This is a genomic window from Actinomyces israelii, from assembly GCF_030253495.1.
GTDB classification, from domain to species: domain Bacteria; phylum Actinomycetota; class Actinomycetes; order Actinomycetales; family Actinomycetaceae; genus Actinomyces; species Actinomyces israelii.
On sequence record NZ_CP124548.1, the window covers coordinates 1201170 to 1221065 of the forward strand.

18 protein-coding genes and 2 pseudogenes are annotated in these 19896 nt (G+C 71.5%); 13 read left to right on the forward strand and 7 right to left on the reverse strand.

Annotation, left to right across the window (positions count from 1 at the left end):
• Position 1: 1 nt before the first annotated feature.
• Positions 2-1012 (reverse strand): ROK family protein, encoded by a 1011-nt coding sequence (locus tag AIF0345_RS04965; RefSeq protein WP_285297498.1) that lies wholly within the window; start codon positions 1010-1012, stop codon positions 2-4.
• A 184-nt stretch (positions 1013-1196) separates the two neighbouring features.
• Between AIF0345_RS04965 and AIF0345_RS04970 the strand changes: the two genes are divergently transcribed.
• From AIF0345_RS04970 to AIF0345_RS16645, 4 genes and pseudogenes are all read left to right on the forward strand, one after another.
• Positions 1197-1883 (forward strand): GntR family transcriptional regulator, encoded by a 687-nt coding sequence (locus tag AIF0345_RS04970; RefSeq protein WP_285297499.1) that lies wholly within the window; start codon positions 1197-1199, stop codon positions 1881-1883.
• Positions 1884-2418: 535 nt separating this feature from the next.
• Positions 2419-3858 carry a sugar porter family MFS transporter gene (locus AIF0345_RS04975; RefSeq protein WP_285297501.1) on the forward strand — a complete coding sequence of 480 codons (1440 nt, stop codon included), beginning with the start codon at positions 2419-2421 and terminating at the stop codon, positions 3856-3858.
• Between the two features lie 88 nt (positions 3859-3946).
• The gene (locus tag AIF0345_RS04980; RefSeq protein ID WP_285297503.1) at positions 3947-5125 is read left to right on the forward strand and encodes a Gfo/Idh/MocA family protein; all 1179 of its coding nucleotides are present in this window, start codon (positions 3947-3949) and stop codon (positions 5123-5125) included.
• 96 nt (positions 5126-5221) lie between these two features.
• Positions 5222-5329, forward strand: a pseudogene (locus AIF0345_RS16645) (LacI family DNA-binding transcriptional regulator); the annotation flags it as partial.
• A gap of 371 nt (positions 5330-5700) precedes the next feature.
• Here AIF0345_RS16645 and AIF0345_RS04985 read toward each other — a convergent pair.
• Complete coding sequence (locus AIF0345_RS04985) at positions 5701-6729, reverse strand: LacI family DNA-binding transcriptional regulator (protein ID WP_043562981.1); 1029 nt, start codon at positions 6727-6729, stop codon at positions 5701-5703.
• A 251-nt stretch (positions 6730-6980) separates the two neighbouring features.
• On the opposite strand from AIF0345_RS04985, the gene AIF0345_RS04990 reads away from it, so the two are divergent.
• From AIF0345_RS04990 to AIF0345_RS05020, 7 genes are all read left to right on the forward strand, one after another.
• Positions 6981-7886 carry a sugar phosphate isomerase/epimerase family protein gene (locus AIF0345_RS04990; protein WP_043562982.1) on the forward strand — a complete coding sequence of 302 codons (906 nt, stop codon included), beginning with the start codon at positions 6981-6983 and terminating at the stop codon, positions 7884-7886.
• Positions 7887-8100: 214 nt separating this feature from the next.
• Positions 8101-8859, forward strand: coding sequence for an NAD(P)H-binding protein (locus AIF0345_RS04995; protein WP_268916588.1), 759 nt, complete (start codon positions 8101-8103; stop codon positions 8857-8859).
• Between the two features lie 83 nt (positions 8860-8942).
• On the forward strand, positions 8943-9386 hold the full coding sequence (locus AIF0345_RS05000) for a helix-turn-helix domain-containing protein (RefSeq protein WP_229118517.1): 444 nt from the start codon (positions 8943-8945) through the stop codon (positions 9384-9386).
• A 122-nt stretch (positions 9387-9508) separates the two neighbouring features.
• Entirely contained in the window at positions 9509-9826 is a 318-nt protein-coding gene (locus AIF0345_RS05005) for a ribonuclease HepT family protein (RefSeq protein WP_268916589.1), read from the forward strand.
• A gap of 369 nt (positions 9827-10195) precedes the next feature.
• Positions 10196-10423 carry an LbetaH domain-containing protein gene (locus AIF0345_RS05010; protein WP_156966731.1) on the forward strand — a complete coding sequence of 76 codons (228 nt, stop codon included), beginning with the start codon at positions 10196-10198 and terminating at the stop codon, positions 10421-10423.
• 83 nt (positions 10424-10506) lie between these two features.
• Positions 10507-10824: a nucleotidyltransferase family protein gene (locus AIF0345_RS05015; RefSeq protein ID WP_268916590.1), complete on the forward strand. Its 318-nt coding sequence runs from the start codon at positions 10507-10509 to the stop codon at positions 10822-10824.
• Entirely contained in the window at positions 10821-11168 is a 348-nt protein-coding gene (locus AIF0345_RS05020; protein WP_043562992.1) for a HepT-like ribonuclease domain-containing protein, read from the forward strand. The genes AIF0345_RS05015 and AIF0345_RS05020 overlap by 4 nt, the downstream gene beginning before the upstream one ends.
• A gap of 411 nt (positions 11169-11579) precedes the next feature.
• On the opposite strand, the gene AIF0345_RS05025 is transcribed toward AIF0345_RS05020, so the two are convergent.
• The 4 genes and pseudogenes from AIF0345_RS05025 to AIF0345_RS05040 all read right to left on the reverse strand — a co-directional run bounded on the left by AIF0345_RS05025 (position 11580) and on the right by AIF0345_RS05040 (position 14461).
• Complete coding sequence (locus AIF0345_RS05025) at positions 11580-12224, reverse strand: DJ-1/PfpI family protein (RefSeq protein ID WP_285297504.1); 645 nt, start codon at positions 12222-12224, stop codon at positions 11580-11582.
• Positions 12225-12339: 115 nt separating this feature from the next.
• Positions 12340-12783: a formylglycine-generating enzyme family protein gene (locus AIF0345_RS05030; RefSeq protein ID WP_285297505.1), complete on the reverse strand. Its 444-nt coding sequence runs from the start codon at positions 12781-12783 to the stop codon at positions 12340-12342.
• Positions 12784-12809: 26 nt separating this feature from the next.
• Positions 12810-13067 (reverse strand): annotated as a pseudogene (locus AIF0345_RS16530) (hypothetical protein); the annotation flags it as partial.
• A gap of 536 nt (positions 13068-13603) precedes the next feature.
• The gene (locus tag AIF0345_RS05040; protein ID WP_285297506.1) at positions 13604-14461 is read right to left on the reverse strand and encodes a hypothetical protein; all 858 of its coding nucleotides are present in this window, start codon (positions 14459-14461) and stop codon (positions 13604-13606) included.
• A 315-nt stretch (positions 14462-14776) separates the two neighbouring features.
• Here AIF0345_RS05040 and AIF0345_RS05045 point away from each other — a divergent pair, with 315 nt between their 5' ends.
• Both AIF0345_RS05045 and AIF0345_RS05050 read left to right on the forward strand, forming a co-directional pair.
• Positions 14777-17755, forward strand: a complete 2979-nt coding sequence (locus AIF0345_RS05045; RefSeq protein ID WP_285297507.1) for an ATP-dependent helicase — start codon at positions 14777-14779, stop codon at positions 17753-17755.
• Between the two features lie 260 nt (positions 17756-18015).
• Positions 18016-19062 carry a CPBP family intramembrane glutamic endopeptidase gene (locus AIF0345_RS05050; protein WP_285297508.1) on the forward strand — a complete coding sequence of 349 codons (1047 nt, stop codon included), beginning with the start codon at positions 18016-18018 and terminating at the stop codon, positions 19060-19062.
• Positions 19063-19121: 59 nt separating this feature from the next.
• On the opposite strand, the gene AIF0345_RS05055 is transcribed toward AIF0345_RS05050, so the two are convergent.
• Positions 19122-19841, reverse strand: coding sequence for a nitroreductase (locus tag AIF0345_RS05055; RefSeq protein WP_043564027.1), 720 nt, complete (start codon positions 19839-19841; stop codon positions 19122-19124).
• Positions 19842-19896 lie beyond the last annotated feature (55 nt).

The window sequence follows — 19896 nt, forward strand, 5'->3', positions numbered from 1 at the left end:
GTCAGTCTCCCGTTCGTTCTGCGAGTCGTTCGGTGCTGGGCGCCCACCCCAGGTGGATGAGGGCGTAGGCGGCAGCGCCGAGCAGTGCTGCCTGCGATCCGCGGATCGCGGTGGTCAGGGGCGTGGCGGCGACGACATCCATGGCGTCGTGGGCCACCCCCTGCCTGACGGCGTCGAGCCATCCGCTGTAGGCCTCCGTCACCCCGCCGGCCAGGGCGACCAGGTCGACGTCGACGGTGTTGAGCAGGCTCCCGATGACCCGGCCGGTGGCGAAGCCGGCGATGCGGTAGGCCTCCTGAGCGGCGGCGTCCCCCCGCTCGGCGGCCGAGGCCAGGCTCCGCCCGTCCCGGCTGGCCTCCTCATCGGCACCCAGTCCTGCGGCGATGCGCAGGATGCCGGGCCCGGAGGCGAGGCCCTCGAGGTGGCCGCTGCGCCCGCAGGTGCACTCCACGCCCTCGGCCTCGCTGACGCCGATGTGGCCGATATGACCGGCCGCGCCGTGCGAGCCCTGCAGCAGACGGCCGTGGGTGACGATGCTGCCGCCGATTCCCGTGCCGACTGCCACCATCAGCATCGAGTCGCGTCCTCGCCCGGCGCCGAAGAGCGCCTCGCCCAAGCCGTGGGCGTGGGCGTCGTTGAGGGCGTAGAAGGGCGCGCCGAACGCCGCGGCGAAGGGCGCGGCCAGATTCGCGCCGGCCCATCCGGGGATGGTGTCGGTGGCGTGGGTCACTATGCCGTGGGCGGAATCGATGACGCCGCCGGCGGACATGCCCACGGCGTCCAGGCAGGTGCCGGGACGGGCCGCGAGCACCTCCTCGGCCACTCGGACGGCGGCGGCGAGGACTCCGCCGTGGCCGTCGGATGCCACGGTCGGAGTCGTCGCTGTCTCGACGATCTCCGCGTCACCGCCCCTGATGCGCACCAGTGCGGCATTGATCTTGGTTCCGCCGATGTCCAGCGCCACGACGCTGCTCGCAGCGCCGGCGTCGTCCCTCGACGATGGGGATTGCACGGGAGGCTCACTCTCCTTCGAGTCGTTCTGCGCGGGAGCCGGGTGGGTCCTGACGCATCCGTCGGGCGGTCCTCGGCCCCTCATAGCACCCTATGGTGTTACCGAGCACCCTAGGGTGCGCGACATGAATAGTACACCTGATCTAGGGTTGTTGAGAACACCCCAATGAAGTGGAGACGGAAACGTGCACAAGTACGAGCGCATCCGAGAGGCGATCTCCGCCATGGCGGCCGAAGCGGGCCCCGGCGCGCAGATCCCCCCCGAGAAGGAGCTGGCCCAGCGATTCGGCGCGTCGACCATGACAGTGCGGCGCGCCCTGCAGATCCTCACGGAGAGCGGTCTGCTCCACGGGGTGCCCGGCAAGGGGACCTTCGTGGCCCGCCCTCGTGTGACCAAGATGACGCGCGTGTCGAACTCCTTCACCGAGGCCCTCCAGGCCTCGGGGCGCCGGGCCGGCAGCCGCCTGATATCGGCCACCCTGCGTCCGCCGGTCGACGAGGCCGAGCGCGCCTTCTTCGACGTCGGTGAGGGCGGATTCGTCGTTGAGGTCCGGCGCGTGCGCCTGGGGGACGACGTCGCCATCGGCTTCGAGACGGCGGTGCTCAACGCGGCCGCCCTGCCCCAGATCCTCGGCCACGACCTGACCGGGTCGCTCTACGAGCTCATTGAGCAGCGCTACCACCTCGAGATCGAGCGCACCGGCATCATCGTCTCCGCCCGGCTTCCCACCGAGTCGGAGGCGAGGCTGCTCGAGGTCGCGCGCACCGCGCCCTGCCTGCAGACCGTCGTCACCTCTAGGGTTGCCGGAGGCCCGAACCTGGAGCGCACCGTGGCGCTGTACCGCGGAGACATGTATGAGCTGGCGCTCTGAGGGGGCTCCCCGGGCGCATCGGGCGGGCCGGTCCGACGGCGAGGCCGCCCGTCCGTCTCCGTGAGCGCCGCGAGTCCGGTCCCGTTGCGGGCCGGGTCCGCGGTGCTGGATGGCTCGGCCCGCGAGGAGCCGGTCGGCCCTGCGGCGCGCGCCCGGGCGGGCGGGCTCTGCGGCCCGGGCGGCGGAGCCGGGTCCGCGGGGCTCATCACCGGGACCCGCCGGCCGGAATTCCCCGGGCGGCTCGGCGCAACCGATTGGGACCGGTACCGATCATTCTCCATGTCGATTCCGCGGGCGCGAGTCGAGGCGGCCATGAGGTGCGGCGTGCACATGGCAGCGGGTTTCGGATGGACAGGCGTGTTTGCAACCTTTCCTCGCTTCGGTCGTGGCCAGCTGGGCGTGGCGTCCGCCCTCGCCCAGATCGAATTTGTCCGTACTAAACTATTGACACCGGTCCCACTGCCGTCGCATACTCGTGTCGCAGAGGTTGTCACGTGACAATCCGGTTCACAACGTTCGTCAACGAGGATGACCAATGACCGCACAGCCCTCTCCACCGCCCGACGCCGTCCGGCTGCACTCCGTCAGGCGCCGACTCAATATAGCGACCGTCGTCATCACCTTCGGCGTCCTCGCCTTCGGCTACGACACCGGAGTCATCTCCGGCGCCCTGCCCTTCATGACCCGTTCGACTGCCGAAGGAGGCCTCGGCCTCACGCCGACCACCTCGGGCATGGTGACCTCCTCCCTCCTGTTCGGCGCGGCCTTCGGGGCGATCATCGGCGGGAGACTCTCCGACCGGCACGGGCGCCGCCGCAACGTCATGATGCTGGCCCTCGTGTTCTTCCTGGGCGCCCTCGGGTGCGCCCTGGCGCCGAATCTCCCGATCATGCTCGCCTGCCGCATGATCCTCGGCTTCGCCGTCGGCGGCGCCTCGGCCACGGTCCCGATGTTCATCGGCGAGCTGGCCCCCGCCGAGCGGCGCGGACCGCTCGTCTCCCGCAATGAGCTCATGATCGTCACCGGTCAGCTCATCGCCTACGTCTCCAACGCCATTATCGGCCTCGTCTCCGAGGGCGGGCACGCCTGGCGCCTCATGCTCGGGCTGGCCGCCATCCCCGCAGCCGCCCTGTGGATCGGCGTCCACTTCGTGCCCGAGTCCCCGCGCTGGCTCGTCAGCAGGGGGCGCGGCGCCGAGGCCCTCGAGGTCCTCGCGCTGCTGCGCACCGGCGACCCCCGCCCCGAGGTCGAGGAGATCGCCGAGATCGTCAAGAAGACCGCCGAGGCGCAGTCCAACGCCAGGGAGCACCTCGGGACGCCGTGGATCCGCCGCATCACCCTCATCGGCATCGGGTTCGGCATCGTCATCCAGCTCACCGGCGTCAACGCCATTATGTACTTCGCCCCGACGGTCCTCATGAGCACCGGCATGGGCACACAGGCCTCGCTCGTGGCGACGATCGCCAACGGCGTCGTCTCCGTCATCGCCGTGGCCGTCGGCCTGGTCGTCATCGGCCGGTCGAGCCGCCGCATGATGCTGCGCATCGGCATGAGCGGCCTGGTCGTCTCCCAGATCCTCCTCGGCCTGGCCTCCCTCCTGCCCGAGGCCCCCTGGCGCGGCTACCTCATCCTCGCACTCATGCTCTGCTTCCTGTGGTTCATGCAGATGTTCTGCAGCATCGTCTTCTGGCTCATGATGGCCGAGATCTTCCCACTGCGGGTGCGCGGGCTGGCCATGGGGATCGCGGTCTTCTGCCAGTGGGTCTCCAACGCCTTCGTCACCCTCTTCTTCCCGATCCTCCTGGACAGGATCGGTATGAGGACCTTCTTCATCTTCGCGCTCCTCAACTTCCTCATCCTCATCTGGGAGCAGAGGTACCTGCCCGAGACCAAGGGCAAGTCCCTGGAGTACCTCGAGGAGGAGCTGGCCTCCGGCTCCGACGCCCGCGACCCCGGCCCCCTGGCCATCGGCTGAGCCCGCACACCCGCTCCGGACCCACCCGCCGCACTATCCACCGCTATTCAGCACGCCTGTTCACCACAATCCGAAAGGAACCACCACCATGTCCCGCACGTCCCGCGACCTGCGCATTGCCGTCGTCGGAGCCGGATTCGCCGGCCAGGGCCACGCCTTCGGCTTCCGCAACGCCCAGATGCTGCCCGCCCTCAAGGGCGTCAACGTCCGTCTGGACACCCTCGTCGAGCCCAGCGCGCCCCTGGCGCAGACCGTCGCCGCCAAGTACGGCTTCGAGCGGACCGCCGCCGGCATCGAGGAGATCATCGACCGCCCCGAGATCGAGGCCGTCTCCCTGGCCCTGCCCAACAACGCCTACATCGACGTCGTCCCGAGGCTGCTCAAGGCCGGCAAGCACGTCTTCTGCGAGAAGCCGCTCGGCCTGAACTCGGCCGAGGCCGAGGAGATGACCCGCGCGGCCGAGGAGGCCGGCGTCGTCACCTCCGTGGGCTTCTGCCGACGGCGGGTGCCGGCGCTGGCCGCTCTCGCGCAGGTCGTCCGGGACGGCGGCATCGGCACGGTCCACTCCTTCCGCGCCAGCTACTTCGCCGACTACGCCTCCGACCCGAAGGCGCCCCGCACCTGGCGCTTCGTCAGGAGCGTCGCCGGGGGAGGCGCCGTCGCCGACATCGGCGCCCACATCATCGACACGGTGCGCTTCGTCCTGGGCGACATCGCCGAGGTCGTCGCCTGCCAGCTGGAGACGGTCATCAGGGAGCGCCCGCTGCCCACCGGTGGCACTGGTCACAGCCAGGGCGCCTCCGCCACCGAGTCCGGCCCCGTGGAGAACGACGACAACGCCGTCATCTCCCTGCGCACGGCGGGCGGCGCCATCGGCTCGGTCAACCTCTCGCGCATCGCCACCGGGATCACCGATGTCTTCGCCATCGAGGTCTACGGCGACAGGGGCTGGGCCAAGTTCGAGTCGCCCCACTCCGACGAGTTCTACCTCTGCCAGCCCGAGCAGTCCGCCCCCGGCCTCGACGGCCCCCGTCAGATCATCGCCGGTCCCGACTTCCCCTACTTCGGGGACGTCGCCTGCATGCCCGGCCGCGGCGTGGGCACCGGCTACGGCGAGAACCTCATCGGCGAGATCCAGGAGTTCGTCGCCGCCGTCGTCGGCAAGGGCGAGGTCACCGTGCCCTTCGCCGAGGCGATCCCGACCATGCGGATCATCGAGGCCGCGGAGAAGGCAGCCGCCACGGGCGCTCCCGTGACGCTCGCCTGAGCGGCGCCGCGAGAGCCTGGGGCGGCGCCCGCCGGGCGGGCGCCGCCCCAGGCCTGCTCGTGAGGGGGAGTCCGCGCCCACCGCCGTGTCGCCCAGGTGGACCTCGCCCGTCGCGCGGGCGTCCCCCGCTCATGGGTCTCCCGCGTCGTGCGCGGCCTGGACAAGGCCAGTGAGGCCAGGTGCGAGCGCATCCTGGCGGCGGTCCGCGAGCTGGGCTGCATCGACAACGGCCGCGGACACGAGCGCATCGCCCACCTCCGGCTCCCGCCGACGATCCCCTACGAGGAGCGCGCCGCGGCCATGGAGGACGCCGCTCTCGCCCCCGGCTCGCCACGCCGCGCGCCCAGGGCCGGCGGGACGCCCGGGAGGCCGCCCGCGCCCTGCTCGGCGACCGGGGGCCGCCGAGCAGGGGCGCATCGCGGCCCGCTTCATCCGCCCCCTCCCGGGGACGCGGGCGCCGAGGAGGCCGCAGGACTCTCCCGCCGGGTCCCGGCGCCGGCCCTCGCCGTGCGGCGGGCGACGGCGCCGCCGAGGCGCGCCGGAGCGGTGATGCCCGCCCCGGCGGCGCGAGGGGCTCAGGACGGGGGAGCGGAGGACCCCCGCACTGACAGCCCGCTGGGCGGGAGGACCTCGAGGCGCTGCGGCGCGTCCGGGGCGGTGATGCGGTCGATGATCATCCGGGCGGCCAGGCCCCCCTGGGCGGCGGTGGACAGGCCGACGGAGGTCAGGGAGATGGGCGGCAGCGCCGCCAGGTAGGAGTCGTCGATGCCGACGACGCTCAGCTCTCCGGGGCAGGCGACGCCCAGGTCCGCCGCGGCGGACACGACGCCGATCGCCGCCAGGTCGTTGGACGCGAACACGGCTGTCGGCCGGGGGCCGGGGCGGGCGAGCAGGTCGGCAGCGGCGGCGCGCCCGCCCTCGGTGCTGGAGTCGGAGTCGACGACGACGGCCGCATCGGCCAGGCCCTGCTCGGCCATGAAGGCCTCGTAGGCCTGTGCGCGGATCCGGAAGGTGCCGTTGTCCAGCCCCCGGACGTGGGCGATGCGCCGGTGCCCCAGGCCGTGCAGGTGCATGAGGGCCAGGCGGGCGGCCGCGGCGTCGTCGGGAACGACGACATCGAGGGAGGCGTCGTCGAACTCGTGGTTTCCGGCGACGACGGTGGGCACGGAGCGGATGGCCGTCACGAGGCGCTCCGAGACCGGCATCGTGCCGGCCAGGACGATGCCGTCGACCTGGCGCTCGGCGAATGACGTGATCAGGCTCTCGCCCATCGACTGGTCCAGGCGGGTGTCGCACATGAGCATGGAGTACCCGGCGTCGCCGAGGACCTGGGCCAGGCCGTTGAGGAAGTCGACGAACCACGGCTGGCGCAGGTCGTGGACGAGGACGCCGATGGCGCGCGACTGCCTCCTCGTCAGGCTCCTCGCGGCGGCGGAGGGGCGGTAGTCGAGCTCCTCGATGGCGGCGGCGATCGCCTTGCGCGCATGGGCGCTCACCATGGCCGGGTCCTGGAGGTAACGGGAGACGGAGGACTTCGAGACCCCGGCGCGCCCGGCGACGTCGCGGATCGTCGTGCCCGTCCTCGGGCGCGCCTGCTGTGCCACGGGCGACCGTCCTCTCCTCGTCTTCGCGGGTGCCGGGGCATCATAACCTCCTCGTGGGGCCGGTCCCGCTCAATTGGCCCATTTTACTGCCGAGGCCGCGGACCGCTTCGACTAACGCCAGTACTTGACATCGAGAGTGTGTAGGAGAATGATTGGGACCGGTCCCAGTCCAGAGTTGCAACGGGCTCCGGCGCGGGACCCCGCAGAGGCTGCCGCCCGCGGCCCGCCACGACTGCCCCAAGGAGACAACGATGTCCTCAACCGTCACCAACGCCCGCCTCGGCTCCGCCCCCGACTCCTGGGGCGTGTGGATGCCCGACAGCCCCAAGCAGACCACCGGCGCCCGCTACCTGGACGAGATCGCCCAGGCCGGGTACCGCTACATGGAGATCGGCCCCTACGGATTCCTCCCCACCGATGCGAGCGAGCTGGCCGACGAGCTCGCCAAGCGCGACCTCAAGGTCTCCGCCGGCACCACCGGCGGCGCCTTCCACCGGGCAGAGGACTTCGAGGCCATCACCAGGGAGGCCCTCGACGTCGCCCGCCTGGCCGCCGCCGTCGGCGGCACGTACGTGGTCCTGCTGCCCGCCATGTACCGCGACCTGTTCACCGGCGAGTACGTCGAGGGCAAGGAGCTCGACGCCGACGGGTGGAAGCAGCTCGTCAGGGCGACCCAGGAGCTCTCCGAGATCATCAAGGGCGAGACCGGCCTGCGCGCCGTCTTCCACCCGCACGCCGACTCCCACGTCGAGACCCAGCGGCAGACCTGCCGGTGGCTCGACGACACCGACCCGGACAGGATCGGCCTGTGCCTGGACACCGGGCACATCGAGTACTGCGGCGGCGACTCCGCCGAGATCATCCGCCGCTACCCCGAGCGCGTGGAGTACATCCACTTCAAGCAGGTCGACCCGGCCAAGATGTCGGTGGTCAAGGACAAGGACCTCGGCTTCTACGACGCCGTCCAGATGGGCGCCATCTGCGAGCCGCCCGGCGGCGTGCCCACCGCCGAGTCCATCACCCGGGAGATGTGGCGCCTGGACCCGAGCATCTTCGTGATCGTCGAGCAGGACCTCTTCCCCTGCCACCCGGACACGCCCTTCCCGATCGCGCTGCGCACCGCCTCCTACCTGCGGGGCGCCCGCATCGCCCGCTGAGACGAGGCGCGCGAAACGATCCGCCCGGCGCCGCCCGCGCCCTCCGCCCCGGGACGGCCGGAGGGTGAGAGCGGCGCCGTCGCGGCCTGGGCAGGGGGCGGTCGGGGCGCGCTCGGAGGGGAGGCCTGTCAGCCGGGGACTGCCAGTGCCTGGCAGCCTCGCCGCAGGGGGCGCAGACTTGCTGAGCAAGTCCCCATCCGTACTCGGGAGCATCATGACCACAGTTCTCGCCATTGGAGCCACCGGTCAGGTCGGCCGCCTCGTCGTGGAGGAGGCGCTGGCGCGCGGCCTGACCGTGCGCGCCCAGACCCGCGACGCCGGGCGGGCCCGTCGCGCCCTGCCGGAGGAGGCTGAGATCGTCGAGGCCTCGCCGATCTCAGTCGACGAGCTGAGCCCGCACGCGGGCGACGTCGACGCCGTCGTCCTCACCCACGGCGGCGACACGGACGGCGACGGCAGCAGCTTCTACGCCGTCATCCCCGCCCTCCTGGACGCGCTGGGCGGCAACGGCGCCCACATCAGCCTCATGACGGCGATGAACACGAGCCACTCGGCGGGACCGAGCCGCTACGGCTTCGTCGAGTGGAAGCGGCGCGCCGAGCGTCTCGTGCGCGCCGGCGGCCACCCCTACACGATCGTGCGGCCCGGCTGGTTCGACTACCAGGGGCCCGGCGACCGGCGCATCGACCTGCGCCAGGGCGACCTCGTCACCGGCCGGCCCGGCGTGGACCGCCGCCACATCGCCCAGGTCCTCCTGGAGGGCGCCCTCAACCCCTCCGGGGCGCGGCGCACCGTCGAGGTCTTCAGCGCCGCCGGCGCGCCCGTGACCGACTACGAGGCCCTGTTCGCCGCCACCCGCGCGGACGAGGCCGGTGCTCTCGACGGCGTGCTCGACGCCAACAACGTGCCGCTTGCCGATGAGCCGGCCCGCGTCCGCGACGACATCGCCCGCCTGGGCCGACGCGGGGCCTGACCCGCATCCGATAGCAACTATGCTATAAACTGCTACAATACGGGTTCGTGGGACGGTTCCGTGTGGGGGAGGCACCCGCTCTCGTGCGGGGTGCAAGGGCTGACGCGGGACTCACGCAGGCTGAGCTCGCACGTCGTGCCGGCATCCAGCAGTCGAGCCTCGCCCAGATCGAGGGGGGACGTCGTGCCGTCTCTGAGGAGATGCTGGAACGTATTCTCTCCGCCGCGGACTACAGACCCTCGGTAGCCCTCGCTGCGCATGCGGACAGGATTAACGAGCTGGGACGCAGACGGGGCCTGGTCGACATCCGGGTCTTCGGCTCGGCGCTCGCGGGCGAGGACGGTTTCCACAGCGATATCGACCTGGTTGTCACGCCCGAGGCGGGAACGGACCTTTTTGACGTCTTGCTCTTCGCCGCGGAGGTCGAGGAGCTGACCGGCTTTCCCGTGGACGCGGTCTCGGACCAGTCGCGCGCCGCGCGGGACGGTGTGATGGCCTCTGCGCTCGCCTCGGCGGTACCGCTGTGAGCGGGGGAGGAGGACGCGACGGCGCCGCATCGGGTTCCGGCAGTCAGGATCGTTTCCGGCCCGCAGCTCGTGCGAGTGTGCGGGACGCGCATCGCCTTCGCCTCCCCATTGAGAATATCCGGATGGAGCTGGTGTCGATCGAGGCCCGGACGGCCCTCGTCGCGAGTACAGAGAGGTCCGAGTTCCGCGACGGGACGGCGGCCTATGATGCGGCGTCGATGGCGATGATCCGCCTGGCCGCACTGTTGGAGCGGCAGGAGATGACCGAGACGGCCGAGGCCGCGTTGAGCCGGGACGAGCTGGCGGCGATTCGGACGACCCGCAATATCGCAGCGCACGCCGGGTACCGGAATATGAATGACGATCTCCTCTGGCTCGCCGTGACCGAACGCGTCCCGGATATTCTTGAGCGCCTGCTGTCCGCGCTGCCCCGGGCCTGACCGAGGAGCCTCGACGTGCTGGGAGGCCGAGGGTCCTTGCCGTGCGCCCTCGTCCTGTCGGCGCGGATCCGGGAGGCTGCAAGCATGATTCCGGTGCGTTGCGGGCGGGCACGCGGACGTCATGGGTACTGCGTCCGCCCGCCGCCGGGCCTCCGTCGGCTGAAGACGGCCTTGACCGGAAAAGGCGGCTCCCGCGCACTCTTCAGGCGCTCATCGGTCTTGGGCGCAGCGGGGATCGGCGAATTCACCGGCGACTCGATGCGTCGGTCTGCGGTTGAACGTCAGTTCGAGGTGCTCGGTGATGCCTTGGACCGTGTCCGCCGTGCGGACTCCGAGACCTCTCGGAGGATTCCCGACCTCGCTCGGGTCATGGGGCTGTGGGCCGATCTGCTCGGCCTGAAGGAGCCCGACCCGACGATCCGGCTGTTCGCCCCCGCGCAGGTCGATTTCGGCAGGAGGATGCGGATCGCGTCGAACGTCTTCATCGATCGCAGCTTCACGGCCATGTCGATCGGCGGGATCACCATCGGCGAGGGCGTCGTCGTCGCCGGGCCCCGCCGAGTGCGACGGTACGCGCCGTCTTCGCGAGCGTGTTGACGTGCGGGTGATCGGCGATGCCCGGACGCCGGGGTGTCCGTCCGGCACTGGGAATCGGCGCCCGTGTCTGGGAGACTGACGCCATGACCCCGACAGTCGAGAGTCTTGAGGCGCGCGAGGCGCTGACGGCGCATCGCGACGAGGTCGATGCCCTGCTCGCGCGTTACGGCGCCTCCAACCCGCGGCTGTTCGGCAGCGTCGCCCGCGGTGACGCCGGACCTCTGTCGGACATCGATCTCCTTGTCGACCTGGAGGACCCGCGGCGGCGCACCCTGATGCGGCTCGGCGGCCTCAACGAGGGGCTGCGCCGCGTGCTCGGGCGTCCAGTCGATGTGGTCGCCCCCAGCGTCCTGCGCGCCGGCGTGTCCCGGCAGGCTCTCGCGGACGCGGTGGCGATATGAGCAGGGCGGTCCCGGACAGGCTGCGGGACATCCTCAAGGCGATCGACCGGTGCCAGGCGTACCGCGCGCCGATGACTTCGGCGGACCGGTCCCTCTCCGCCATGGCGGAGGACGCCGTTCTGCGGAACATCGGCGTCATCGGAGAGGCCGTCAACCATCTGCCCGACGACCTTGCCCGCCGGCACCCCGAGGTCGATTGGGCGGCGATCGTCGGAATGCGGAACGTCGTCGTCCACGAGTACTTCGGCGTGGACATCGCGATGCTCCTCGACGTGCTTGACACTGACCTACCGCAGCTCGCCGACGTGCTGTCGGCGGAGTTGGAGGGCGGGTCGGCGGGCTGAGATATCCGGAAAGAAGGATAGGTGCCGCGTTGAGCCCAGACGAGCTGGCGGCGACGTCGACTTCCTGCCCGGGCGGCCAGACCGGATGGATGACTATTTCGGCCTCCGGGAGGAGCTGGTCCGGTCGGCCCGTCGGTCTTGTGGTCGCCGAGTCCGTCCGTGACCCGTACTTCAGGGCCTGCGCCCCGGCAGCTGCGGAGGATGTCTGTGCTGCCTGGAACTGCCGCCCATCTTTGGGAGAGGATTCCCGACCTCGCTCAGATCGTGGGAATCTCGCCCGACCCGGCCGCTGAATGATCTTGCGAGCAAGTGGAGTCCGGCGTCAGAAATCGGCTCAGTGAGCGTGGATCATTCCGCAGATGCGCCGAGCACCTCAGGCCGCAGCATGACACATCCCGTGCTCCCGGGGCATCACTCCCACGAGCTCTGCCAGGTGCCGGTGGCCTCCATCAGGGCCTCGTAGTGGCGGGGCTCTCCGGTCAGGTAGAGCTGCTCCCAGGCGTTGATGACCGGCTCCGGGGCCAGGCGCGTGACCCGCATGACCTCGGCGGTGAAGGGGACCGCGTGGACGCCGGAGGCGGTGGTGATGCCCCGGTCGGTGACCGCGGGGGCGTCGACGTAGCGGTCGCCGCCCCGGTAGCCGCTGGGCTTGAGGAAGTCCGCGGCGTTCGATGTGTGGCGGCGCTCATCCAGGAACCCGTTGCGGGCCAGGAGGTACGTGGCCCCGCAGATGGCGGCCACGGGCACGTCGTGAGCAAGCAGGTCGGCGACGGTGCCGGCAAGGCGCTCGTGCCCGCCCTCGGTGTAGTGGTTCCCGCCGGGGATGACCAGCGCGGCGAGTGAGCCGTCGTCGACCAGGCCTGCCAGCTCGTCGAGATCCGCGGCGGGGGAGAGCGGCAGGCCGCCGAGCGAGCGGACCGGTGCGAGGCCGTCGCCCACGAGCAGCAGGCGGAAGCGCCCGGGACGAACCGCCTCGACCGCGGCGATCCGGGTGGTCAGATAAGCGTACTCCCAGTCGGCCATGGTCTCGGTGGTGTACAGCGCGATGGTCCGCATGACGCGGGTCCCCTCTGAAGCTCAGGTGACACCATCCTGCCACTACCGCGAGGTCCTCTCCCGCCGGAGCGATGGCGGAAGGCGAGGTCGTGCCGTGCCCGTCCGCGGAAGCCGGTCATCCGTGCGAAGGACCGACGACCAGGTCGCGCAGCGGCGTCCACCCCACGGGCAGCGGCCCGCTCATGCCGGCCCGGGCGCGGTCCTGATCTGCCGACCAGCCCTGCGCCGCACCCGCGTCGCCCGTGCCCACCGCGCCTCGCGCGAGCCTCAGCCCCACGCCGTCGACGACGGCGTCGGGCGCGCTGCCCCGACGCGTCGAGGCGCGCACGCTCCACGGGGGATCCGCCCAGCTGCCGCCGCGGAACACCCGGTAGTCGCTGTACCGGACGGGATCAAGACAGTCCCAGCACCACTCCCGCACGTTTCCGAGCATGTCGTGCAGGCCGAAGGCGTTGGGTCGCTTCCGCCCGACGGGCTGCGGGACGTCGGGCTCGTCGAGCGAGGTCCACGCGACCTCCCGCAGGTCCCTGTAGCGGGGCCGCTCGTGCCGGCCCTGCACGCGTACTCCCGCTCAGCCTCGGTCGGCAGTCGGAATCTGTCGGCCCGCACGTCCCAGTGCACCCGGCGATCGTCGACGGCGTAGGCGGGCCGCAGTCCGTGAGCGGCGGACAGCCGGTTGCACAGGTCGACGGCCTCGAACCACGCCATGCCGCTCGCCGGCCGGTCGCACCCGTCCGGGACCAGCGCCGAGCGGGAGATGGAGAAGGCCTCAAGCGTCACCGTGCGCCGAGTGCCGCGGCGGGCGTCATGGAGATCCACGGTTCCTGGAGCGAGGAGCGCCATCTCGCCGATCCGGTAGTTCACGACGCGAGCCTACGGGACGTCTCCGGCGGGCGCCGTTGACGCATACCGTTTGGGATCCGCGGACGACCTCGATGATCTTGTGGCTTGGAGTGCGTGGTCGGTCGGGCGTCCACTCGTGCTCCAGTGCGGGCCGGACCGGATGGGTGTCCATCAGAATGACATTGGCTGTTCGAGACGTCGAAGCGCGAATGGAGAACCGCATGATTGCAAGGATCCCTCTGGGGCGCACAGTACCGGGGCGCCCCAATGTCATTCTGACGGACATCCGTCCTGCGCGCGGCCCCCAGCCCCACGCCCCGCACACGGCCGAGGTGCGCGGGCGAGAGCACCGACCTCGCCCGCTGCCTGGGAATCGATTATCGAGGGGGATTGGCAGGCGGGGCCCGTCAGACGGCGGCGCCGGTGCCCGGTGCGGCCGAGCACCGGCGCGTGCCGGGACTTGAGAGATCATGCCGTCGCATCCTGCGGGCGCAGTGCCTCACTCGTGTGCGGCAGGCCGTCCGAACGACGGAAGGTCAGTTCGCAGGATGCTCGATAATGTCGACCTCCTCGATAACGATCTTCTTATCGGTCGTCTCGTCCTCGGGGAGCCCGGTGGCGGCGGGAAGCGATGCCAGATACTTCTGCAGGCTTTTGGCGCCCGGCCTGAAGGTGGCATAGGTGAGCCCGCCGGAGACGAGTCCTCCCACCACGGGCACGAACTTGCTGACGCTCTTCGCGAACGTGTCCTTGGTGACCTTGACGCCGACGACGCGCAGAATGCTCTTCATCGGGCTGTACCACCACGTCTTGGTGAGGGCCACCTTTTGGATGGCCTTTTCCACGCCGATTCTCGCCGGTTGCTTGGCGAACTCGGTGACAGCCGCGGTCGCGCCGCCGACGCCCATAATGACGCCGAGCAGGACGACGAAACGGGCGAATGTCTCGTCATCGATATTCCCCTCCTCACTGACGAAGGCGGGCCAGCCGTAGGCGTAGGCCAGCTTTTGCTCCAGGCGCATGACATGACCGAAGTACTGGGTCAGGTCGGCGGGGATGGTCCCGATCATGGCGAGTCCGCCCGGGAGTCCGGCGAGCGTGGACAGGGCGGTCGTCCGACCGACCTCCACCTTGATCGCCGACGCCGCGATAGCGTCCATGGTTTTCGGATCGATGCCGGCCTTGACCGGAGAGGCGGCAATGGCCCGGGCGATGACCTCCTCGGCGGTTCCGTGCTTGCGGAGCTCAGTGTGCAGATACGAGCCCCGGTCGATTCGTACGCCGGGGAGGGCGAGTGCCGAGTGAAGAACCTTCTCGAAGTTCTGCCCGAGCAGGTCGGCCTCCTTCTCGGAGGCGATGTCTGCGAGTCCTGCGGGCGTGGCCTGCGGCGTCATGGGGATGCCTCTATTTCTGGGTATTTCTGGGGTTGTGAGAAACAGGGACGTCGCCGTCCCGACGGAGGGTCGTACAGCGCCGCAGGCGTCCGGGCCAGGCCCTGCGCCGCGGTCGCGACCACACCGCGCCCGCCCGGCCTGGATCAGCTCCAGGGCAGGCGGGGCGCGCTCCCAGGGCGTGCGTTTGTGGAGTCCGGCTGCGCCTTCGGATGACCGCCCCGCGCGCTGCGAGGCCAGAGCCACGGCGAACCGGGCCCGGGCCAGGCCCCGTGTCGCGACCGCACCGCGTCCGCCTGGCTTAGGCTTGGCCCCACGATGAACGCGACGAACTCCCTCTTCGGTGGACTGCCCATGCCCGGCCACGGCACCGGCTCCACGCCCCCGCCCGAGGCGGTACTGCCCTCGCTGACGCCCGCCGACGACTGGCCGGGCGGCGCCTGGGCCGACGCCGAGCCGCCAGACGAGGACGACGGCTATGACGGCTATGACGACGACCCCGCCGTCTTCGTCCCCTCCCAGCAGGACCAGGCCGAGGCCGACGCCTGGGAGAACCGGCAGCACGAGGCCGCCGCGCTCGTCGCCCGGGCCCAGGCGGGGGCGGCCGCGGCCCGCGCCCGCAGCGGCGAGGCCGGCACCGTGCCCTCAGCGCCGTCGCCGTCGTCGTACGCCCCCGGCGCCCCCGCGCGGGGCGTGACCGTGGCCGACCCCGCGGACCTCCTGACCGGCCTCAACCCGGCCCAGGCGCGGGCCGTCACCCACGCCGGAAGCCCGCTGCTCATTATCGCCGGAGCCGGCAGCGGCAAGACCCGGGTACTGACCCACCGCATCGCCCACCTCATCGCCACCGGCCGCGCCCGCCCCGGCGAGATTCTCGCCATCACCTTCACCAACAAGGCCGCCGCCGAGATGCGCGAGCGCGTCACCGCCCTGGTGGGCCCCGCCGGGGAGCGCATGTGGGTCTCCACCTTCCACTCCGCCTGCGTGCGCATCCTGCGCCGCGAGCACGACGCCGCCGGCCTGCGCTCCACCTTCTCCATCTACGACGCCGCCGACTCCACCCGCCTGGTCACCCTCATCGTGCGCGAGCTCGGCATCGACCCCAAGCGCTTCACCCCCAAGACCTTCGCCCACCGCATCTCCGACCTGAAGAACGAGCTGGTCACCCCCGCCCAGTACGCGGAGAGGGCTGTCACCTCCAACCCGTTGGACCGCCACCTGACTGAGGTCTACCGCGCCTACGCCGAGCGCCTGGCCGCCGCCAACGCCCTGGACTTCGACGACCTCATCATGCGCACGGTCCAGCTCCTCCAGACCCGGCCCGCCGTGGCCGAGATGTACCGGCGCCGGTTCCGCCACGTGCTCGTCGACGAGTACCAGGACACCAACCACGCCCAGTACGTGCTCGTGCGCGAGCTCGTCGGCGGGCCCGGGACCTCGGGCGCCGGCAGCCCCGTCCCACCCGGCGAGCTCACCGTCGTCGGCGACTCCGACCAGTCCATCTACGCCTTCCGCGGCGCCACCATCCGCAATATCGAGGAGTTCGAGCAGGACTACCCCAGTGCCCGCACCATCCTGCTGGAGCAGAACTACCGCTCCACCCAGAACATCCTGAGCGCCGCCAACGCCGTCATCTCCCGCAACTCCGGGCGCCGGGAGAAGAACCTGTGGACCGACTCCGGCGACGGGCCCGCGATCGTCGGCTACGTCGCCGACTCCGAGCACGACGAGGCCCGCTGGATCAGCCAGGAGATCGACCGCCTGTCCGACGTCGAGGGCGTGCGCCCCCGCGACGTCGCCGTCTTCTACCGCACCAACTCCCAGTCACGCGCCCTGGAGGAGGCCTTCCTGCGCTCCGGCCAGCCATACAAGGTCGTCGGCGGCACCCGCTTCTACGAGCGCCGCGAGATCAAGGACGCCATCGCCTACCTGCGCGCCATTGACAACCCCGACGACGACGTCAACCTGCGCCGCATCCTCAACGTCCCCAAGCGCGGCCTGGGGGACAAGGCGGAGTCGGTCCTGGCCGAGCACGCCGCCCGCCACGGAGTCTCCTTCGGCACCGCCATCGCCGACGCCGCCGGGGCGATGCGCCCGGCCGACGAGGGCGACGCCGCCGGGGACCTGGACGCACCCGGCCAGGGGCCGCCCGCCGTCGAGGGCCTGACCGCCCGCGCCCGCACCCAGGCGACCCGCTTCCACGAGCTGCTCGCCTCCCTGCGCGGCCGGCTCACCGAGGGCGACGGCGTCTCCGACCTCCTGGACTCCGCCCTGGACGCCTCCGGCTACCTCGCCGAGCTGCGCGCCAGCGACGACCCGCAGGACGCCACGCGCGTGGAGAACCTCGCCGAGCTCCACTCGGTGGCCTCCGACTTCCAGGCCGCCAACCCCGAGGGCACCCTGGCGGACTTCCTGGAGCGGGTCAGCCTTGTGGCGGACTCCGACCAGCTGCCGCCGTCGGCCGACCTCGCCGCCATGTCCGAGGGGGAGCGGGCGGCCGCGGCCGCCGCCGAGGAGCAGGGGCAGGTCACCCTCATGACCGTCCACACCGCCAAGGGACTGGAGTTCCCGGTCGTCTTCGTCACCGGCATGGAGGACGGCACCTTCCCGCACTCGCGCGCCCTGGCCGAGGACGCCGAGCTCGCCGAGGAGCGCCGCCTGGCCTACGTGGCCCTCACCCGCGCCCGCCAGCGCCTCTACGTCACCCGCGCCGCCGTGCGCAGCGCCTGGGGCGCCGCCAGCGCCATGCCCGCCTCCCGATTCCTGGACGACATCCCCGCCGAGACCATGGAGTGGAAGCGCATCGCCTCCTCCATGGACGCGCTGCGCGGCGGCGGCACCGGCTGGGGGAGCGGCTGGGGCGAGGGCGGCTTCGCCTCCGGGCGCGGGCCCTACGGCGGCCGGGGCGGGCCGGGCGGGAGGGAGGCGGACGACGACGACTTCGCACCGGCCATTGGCTCGGGGCGGCGGGGCGGCGGCCGGCCGAAGCGGCTCGGGCGGGTCGAGACCCCCAAGGACCGGGCCGAGGCGAGGCGCGCCAAGCGCCTGGCCGCCCGCGGCAAGCCGGTGCGGCTCGACGGCAGCGGCGACGCGGACTCGGACTCCGCGGCCCTGCCAGAGGCGGTGGCCGGCCTCAAGGCCGGCGACCGGGTGCGGCACACGTCCTACGGGGTGGGCGCCGTCGTCGGCCTGGAGGGATCGGGGCGCTCCACAGTGGCGCGCGTCGAGTTCACCATCGACGGCGCTGCGGTCACCAAGCGCCTCATGCTGCGCCTGGCCCCGATCACCCGGGCCTGAGCGACTGACGCGCGGCAGACGGTGGGTCGTGGCCGAGGTGCCCGGAGCCGGGCGCGGGTGGTGCCGGCACCATGGAAGGGCGAGCCGCTGGGTGATGGCATTGCCCTGTGACACGTCATCCCTCTTCCGACGCCCCCTCCGCCGAGCGTTGTCGGGCGGACTGCCCATACCGCGGCGGGAGCCGCTGCCCGGACGATCCTGGGACGCCTCTCCTTCCTCGAGACGACGCCGGAGGCGGGCGCACTCGGGATCATGGGGCCATGAGCTGCACTTCAGTACCACCCCGTGTACGGCGCCCCGGCTTCCTCGACCATCTTGTTCCGCCGGCGATCGAGTCGGCGCACAGGGACGAGGACGCCGCGCGGCTCTGGGGCGTCCAGCTGCCCCTGGGCATTCTGCTGTACGTCGTGGCGCAGGCGCTCGGAGGGGCGACGGGCGCACTTGTCGGCGTTGTCCTCGGAGAGACGACGAAGGACGCGATTGCGGGAGCGGCAGGGCGTCGGATCACGCTCTTCCCCACCGGCCTGCTCATCGGCTCGGTCGTGACGGCCGTCATCGGCCTTGCTGGATACCGGGGGCTCATGCGGCTCGTCCGCAGGAGGACGGTCCGCGAGCTGTCCGGCCCGGGCCGGCTCCGCGAGCTCGGCGCCGGCCTGGGGTGGGGGGCCGCTCTCATGGTCGCGGTCTTCGCCGTCCTCGCCGTGATCGGCTCCTACCGGATTGCCGCGGTCGGCTGGGACAAGGGCATTCTTGTCGGCCTGGCGGCCGGGATCATGGCCGGTGTCGGCGAGGAGCTCCTCTTTCGGGGCATCCTGCTCCGTCTTCTGGAGGCGTGGCTCGGCTCGTGGTGGGCGCTGGCCGTGACCGCGGTCCTGTTCGGCGCAGTGCACCTCGGCAATACGGATGCCACCGCGTTCGGCGCTGTGACCATCGCCCTGGAGGCGGGCGTGCTCCTGGGGGCGTGCTACCTGGTGACGCGGCGACTGTGGTTCGTGATCGGTCTGCACGCGGCCTGGAACTTCGTCCAGGGCGGCATCTTCGGCTCCGAGATCTCGGGGGCGGTCAGAAGCCGGGGGCTGTTCGAGGCGTCGTTCAGCGGCTCGGACGTCCTCACCGGGGGCGGCATGGGCGTAGAGGGCTCCGTGGTCGCCGTCATCGTATGCACGGCGGCGGGTGCGGCCATGGCGGTCACCGCGCATCGGCGCGGGCTCATCGTCCCGCCCGTGTGGCGACGTCGTCGGGAGGCGCAGGATGCGGAGACCTCCGCGGCGACCGCGGGCGGCCCCGCTGAGCGCGGCCCTCGCTGAGCAGCGCGCGGAAGGGGCGGCGGGCTCGTGCGATGGGCGGTCGCTCGGCCGCAGCCGGTTCACGACCGGGCCGGCACCAGCCGCACGGGCCGCCGCTCCGCCCGGAAGTCGTTGACCGGGGCGTCGGAGGCGTAGCCCAGGGCGAAGCCCGTGATGAGGCGGTAGTCGGCCGGCACCTCGAACTCGGCGTCGAGCGGGCCGCGCCAGGTGGCGAGAATCCCGATGGGGCAGGAGTCGACCCCGCGGGCCCGGGCCGACAGGAACAGGGTCTGGAGCATGATCCCGGCGTCGAGGGCCGCGAAGGGCATGAGTCCGGAGTGGATGAGGACGAATCCCATGACGGGTGCGCCGAAGGCCTCGCAGTTGCGTCGGTTCACTTCGTCGCGCCGTGCCCGGTCCCCGCGCGCCACTCCGAGGTGCTCGTACAGGGCCCTGCCGACGGCGATCGAGTGCACACGCAGGTCCGCCGGGTAGGGTGCCCAGACCTTGTAGTCGCCGTCGGGGATGTTGCCGGCCAGCGCCAGCCTGGCCAGGGCCCCACGCTCCCTGTGCTGCACGCCGAGCGTCTTGTCGAACTCCCGCACGTAGGCCGCGCGCAGCCGGTCGGCCCGGTCCCCGGTGGCCAGCGCCAGCATGAAGGGGCGCGTATTCGACCAGCTCGGCGCCTGCCGGGCGTCGTCGAGAATCTTGTCGAGCACCTCGGCCGGCACGGGGTCGGGGCGGAAGTCCCGCACCGAGTGCCGGGAGGCCGCCAGGTCTGAGAAGGATGCGGCGTCCACGCTGACTCCTTGACGTGTTACTGCTGGGGCTGTTGTTGCTCAGAACCGATCTCGG

What these genes read in the sequence shown, in the direction of transcription:
- AIF0345_RS05015 (WP_268916590.1), top strand. Translation starts at nt 10,507, where the DNA reads ATGACCCCGACAGTCGAGAGTCTTGAGGCGCGCGAGGCGCTGACGGCG.
- AIF0345_RS05050 (WP_285297508.1), top strand. Translation starts at nt 18,016, where the DNA reads ATGAGCTGCACTTCAGTACCACCCCGTGTACGGCGCCCCGGCTTCCTC.
- AIF0345_RS05025 (WP_285297504.1), bottom strand. Translation starts at nt 12,224, where the DNA reads ATGCGGACCATCGCGCTGTACACCACCGAGACCATGGCCGACTGGGAG.
- AIF0345_RS05020 (WP_043562992.1), top strand. Translation starts at nt 10,821, where the DNA reads ATGAGCAGGGCGGTCCCGGACAGGCTGCGGGACATCCTCAAGGCGATC.
- AIF0345_RS05010 (WP_156966731.1), top strand. Translation starts at nt 10,196, where the DNA reads ATGGGGCTGTGGGCCGATCTGCTCGGCCTGAAGGAGCCCGACCCGACG.
- AIF0345_RS04995 (WP_268916588.1), top strand. Translation starts at nt 8,101, where the DNA reads ATGACCACAGTTCTCGCCATTGGAGCCACCGGTCAGGTCGGCCGCCTC.
- AIF0345_RS04990 (WP_043562982.1), top strand. Translation starts at nt 6,981, where the DNA reads ATGTCCTCAACCGTCACCAACGCCCGCCTCGGCTCCGCCCCCGACTCC.
- AIF0345_RS05005 (WP_268916589.1), top strand. Translation starts at nt 9,509, where the DNA reads ATGGAGCTGGTGTCGATCGAGGCCCGGACGGCCCTCGTCGCGAGTACA.
- AIF0345_RS05045 (WP_285297507.1), top strand. Translation starts at nt 14,777, where the DNA reads ATGAACGCGACGAACTCCCTCTTCGGTGGACTGCCCATGCCCGGCCAC.
- AIF0345_RS04975 (WP_285297501.1), top strand. Translation starts at nt 2,419, where the DNA reads ATGACCGCACAGCCCTCTCCACCGCCCGACGCCGTCCGGCTGCACTCC.
- AIF0345_RS04980 (WP_285297503.1), top strand. Translation starts at nt 3,947, where the DNA reads ATGTCCCGCACGTCCCGCGACCTGCGCATTGCCGTCGTCGGAGCCGGA.
- AIF0345_RS05040 (WP_285297506.1), bottom strand. Translation starts at nt 14,461, where the DNA reads ATGACGCCGCAGGCCACGCCCGCAGGACTCGCAGACATCGCCTCCGAG.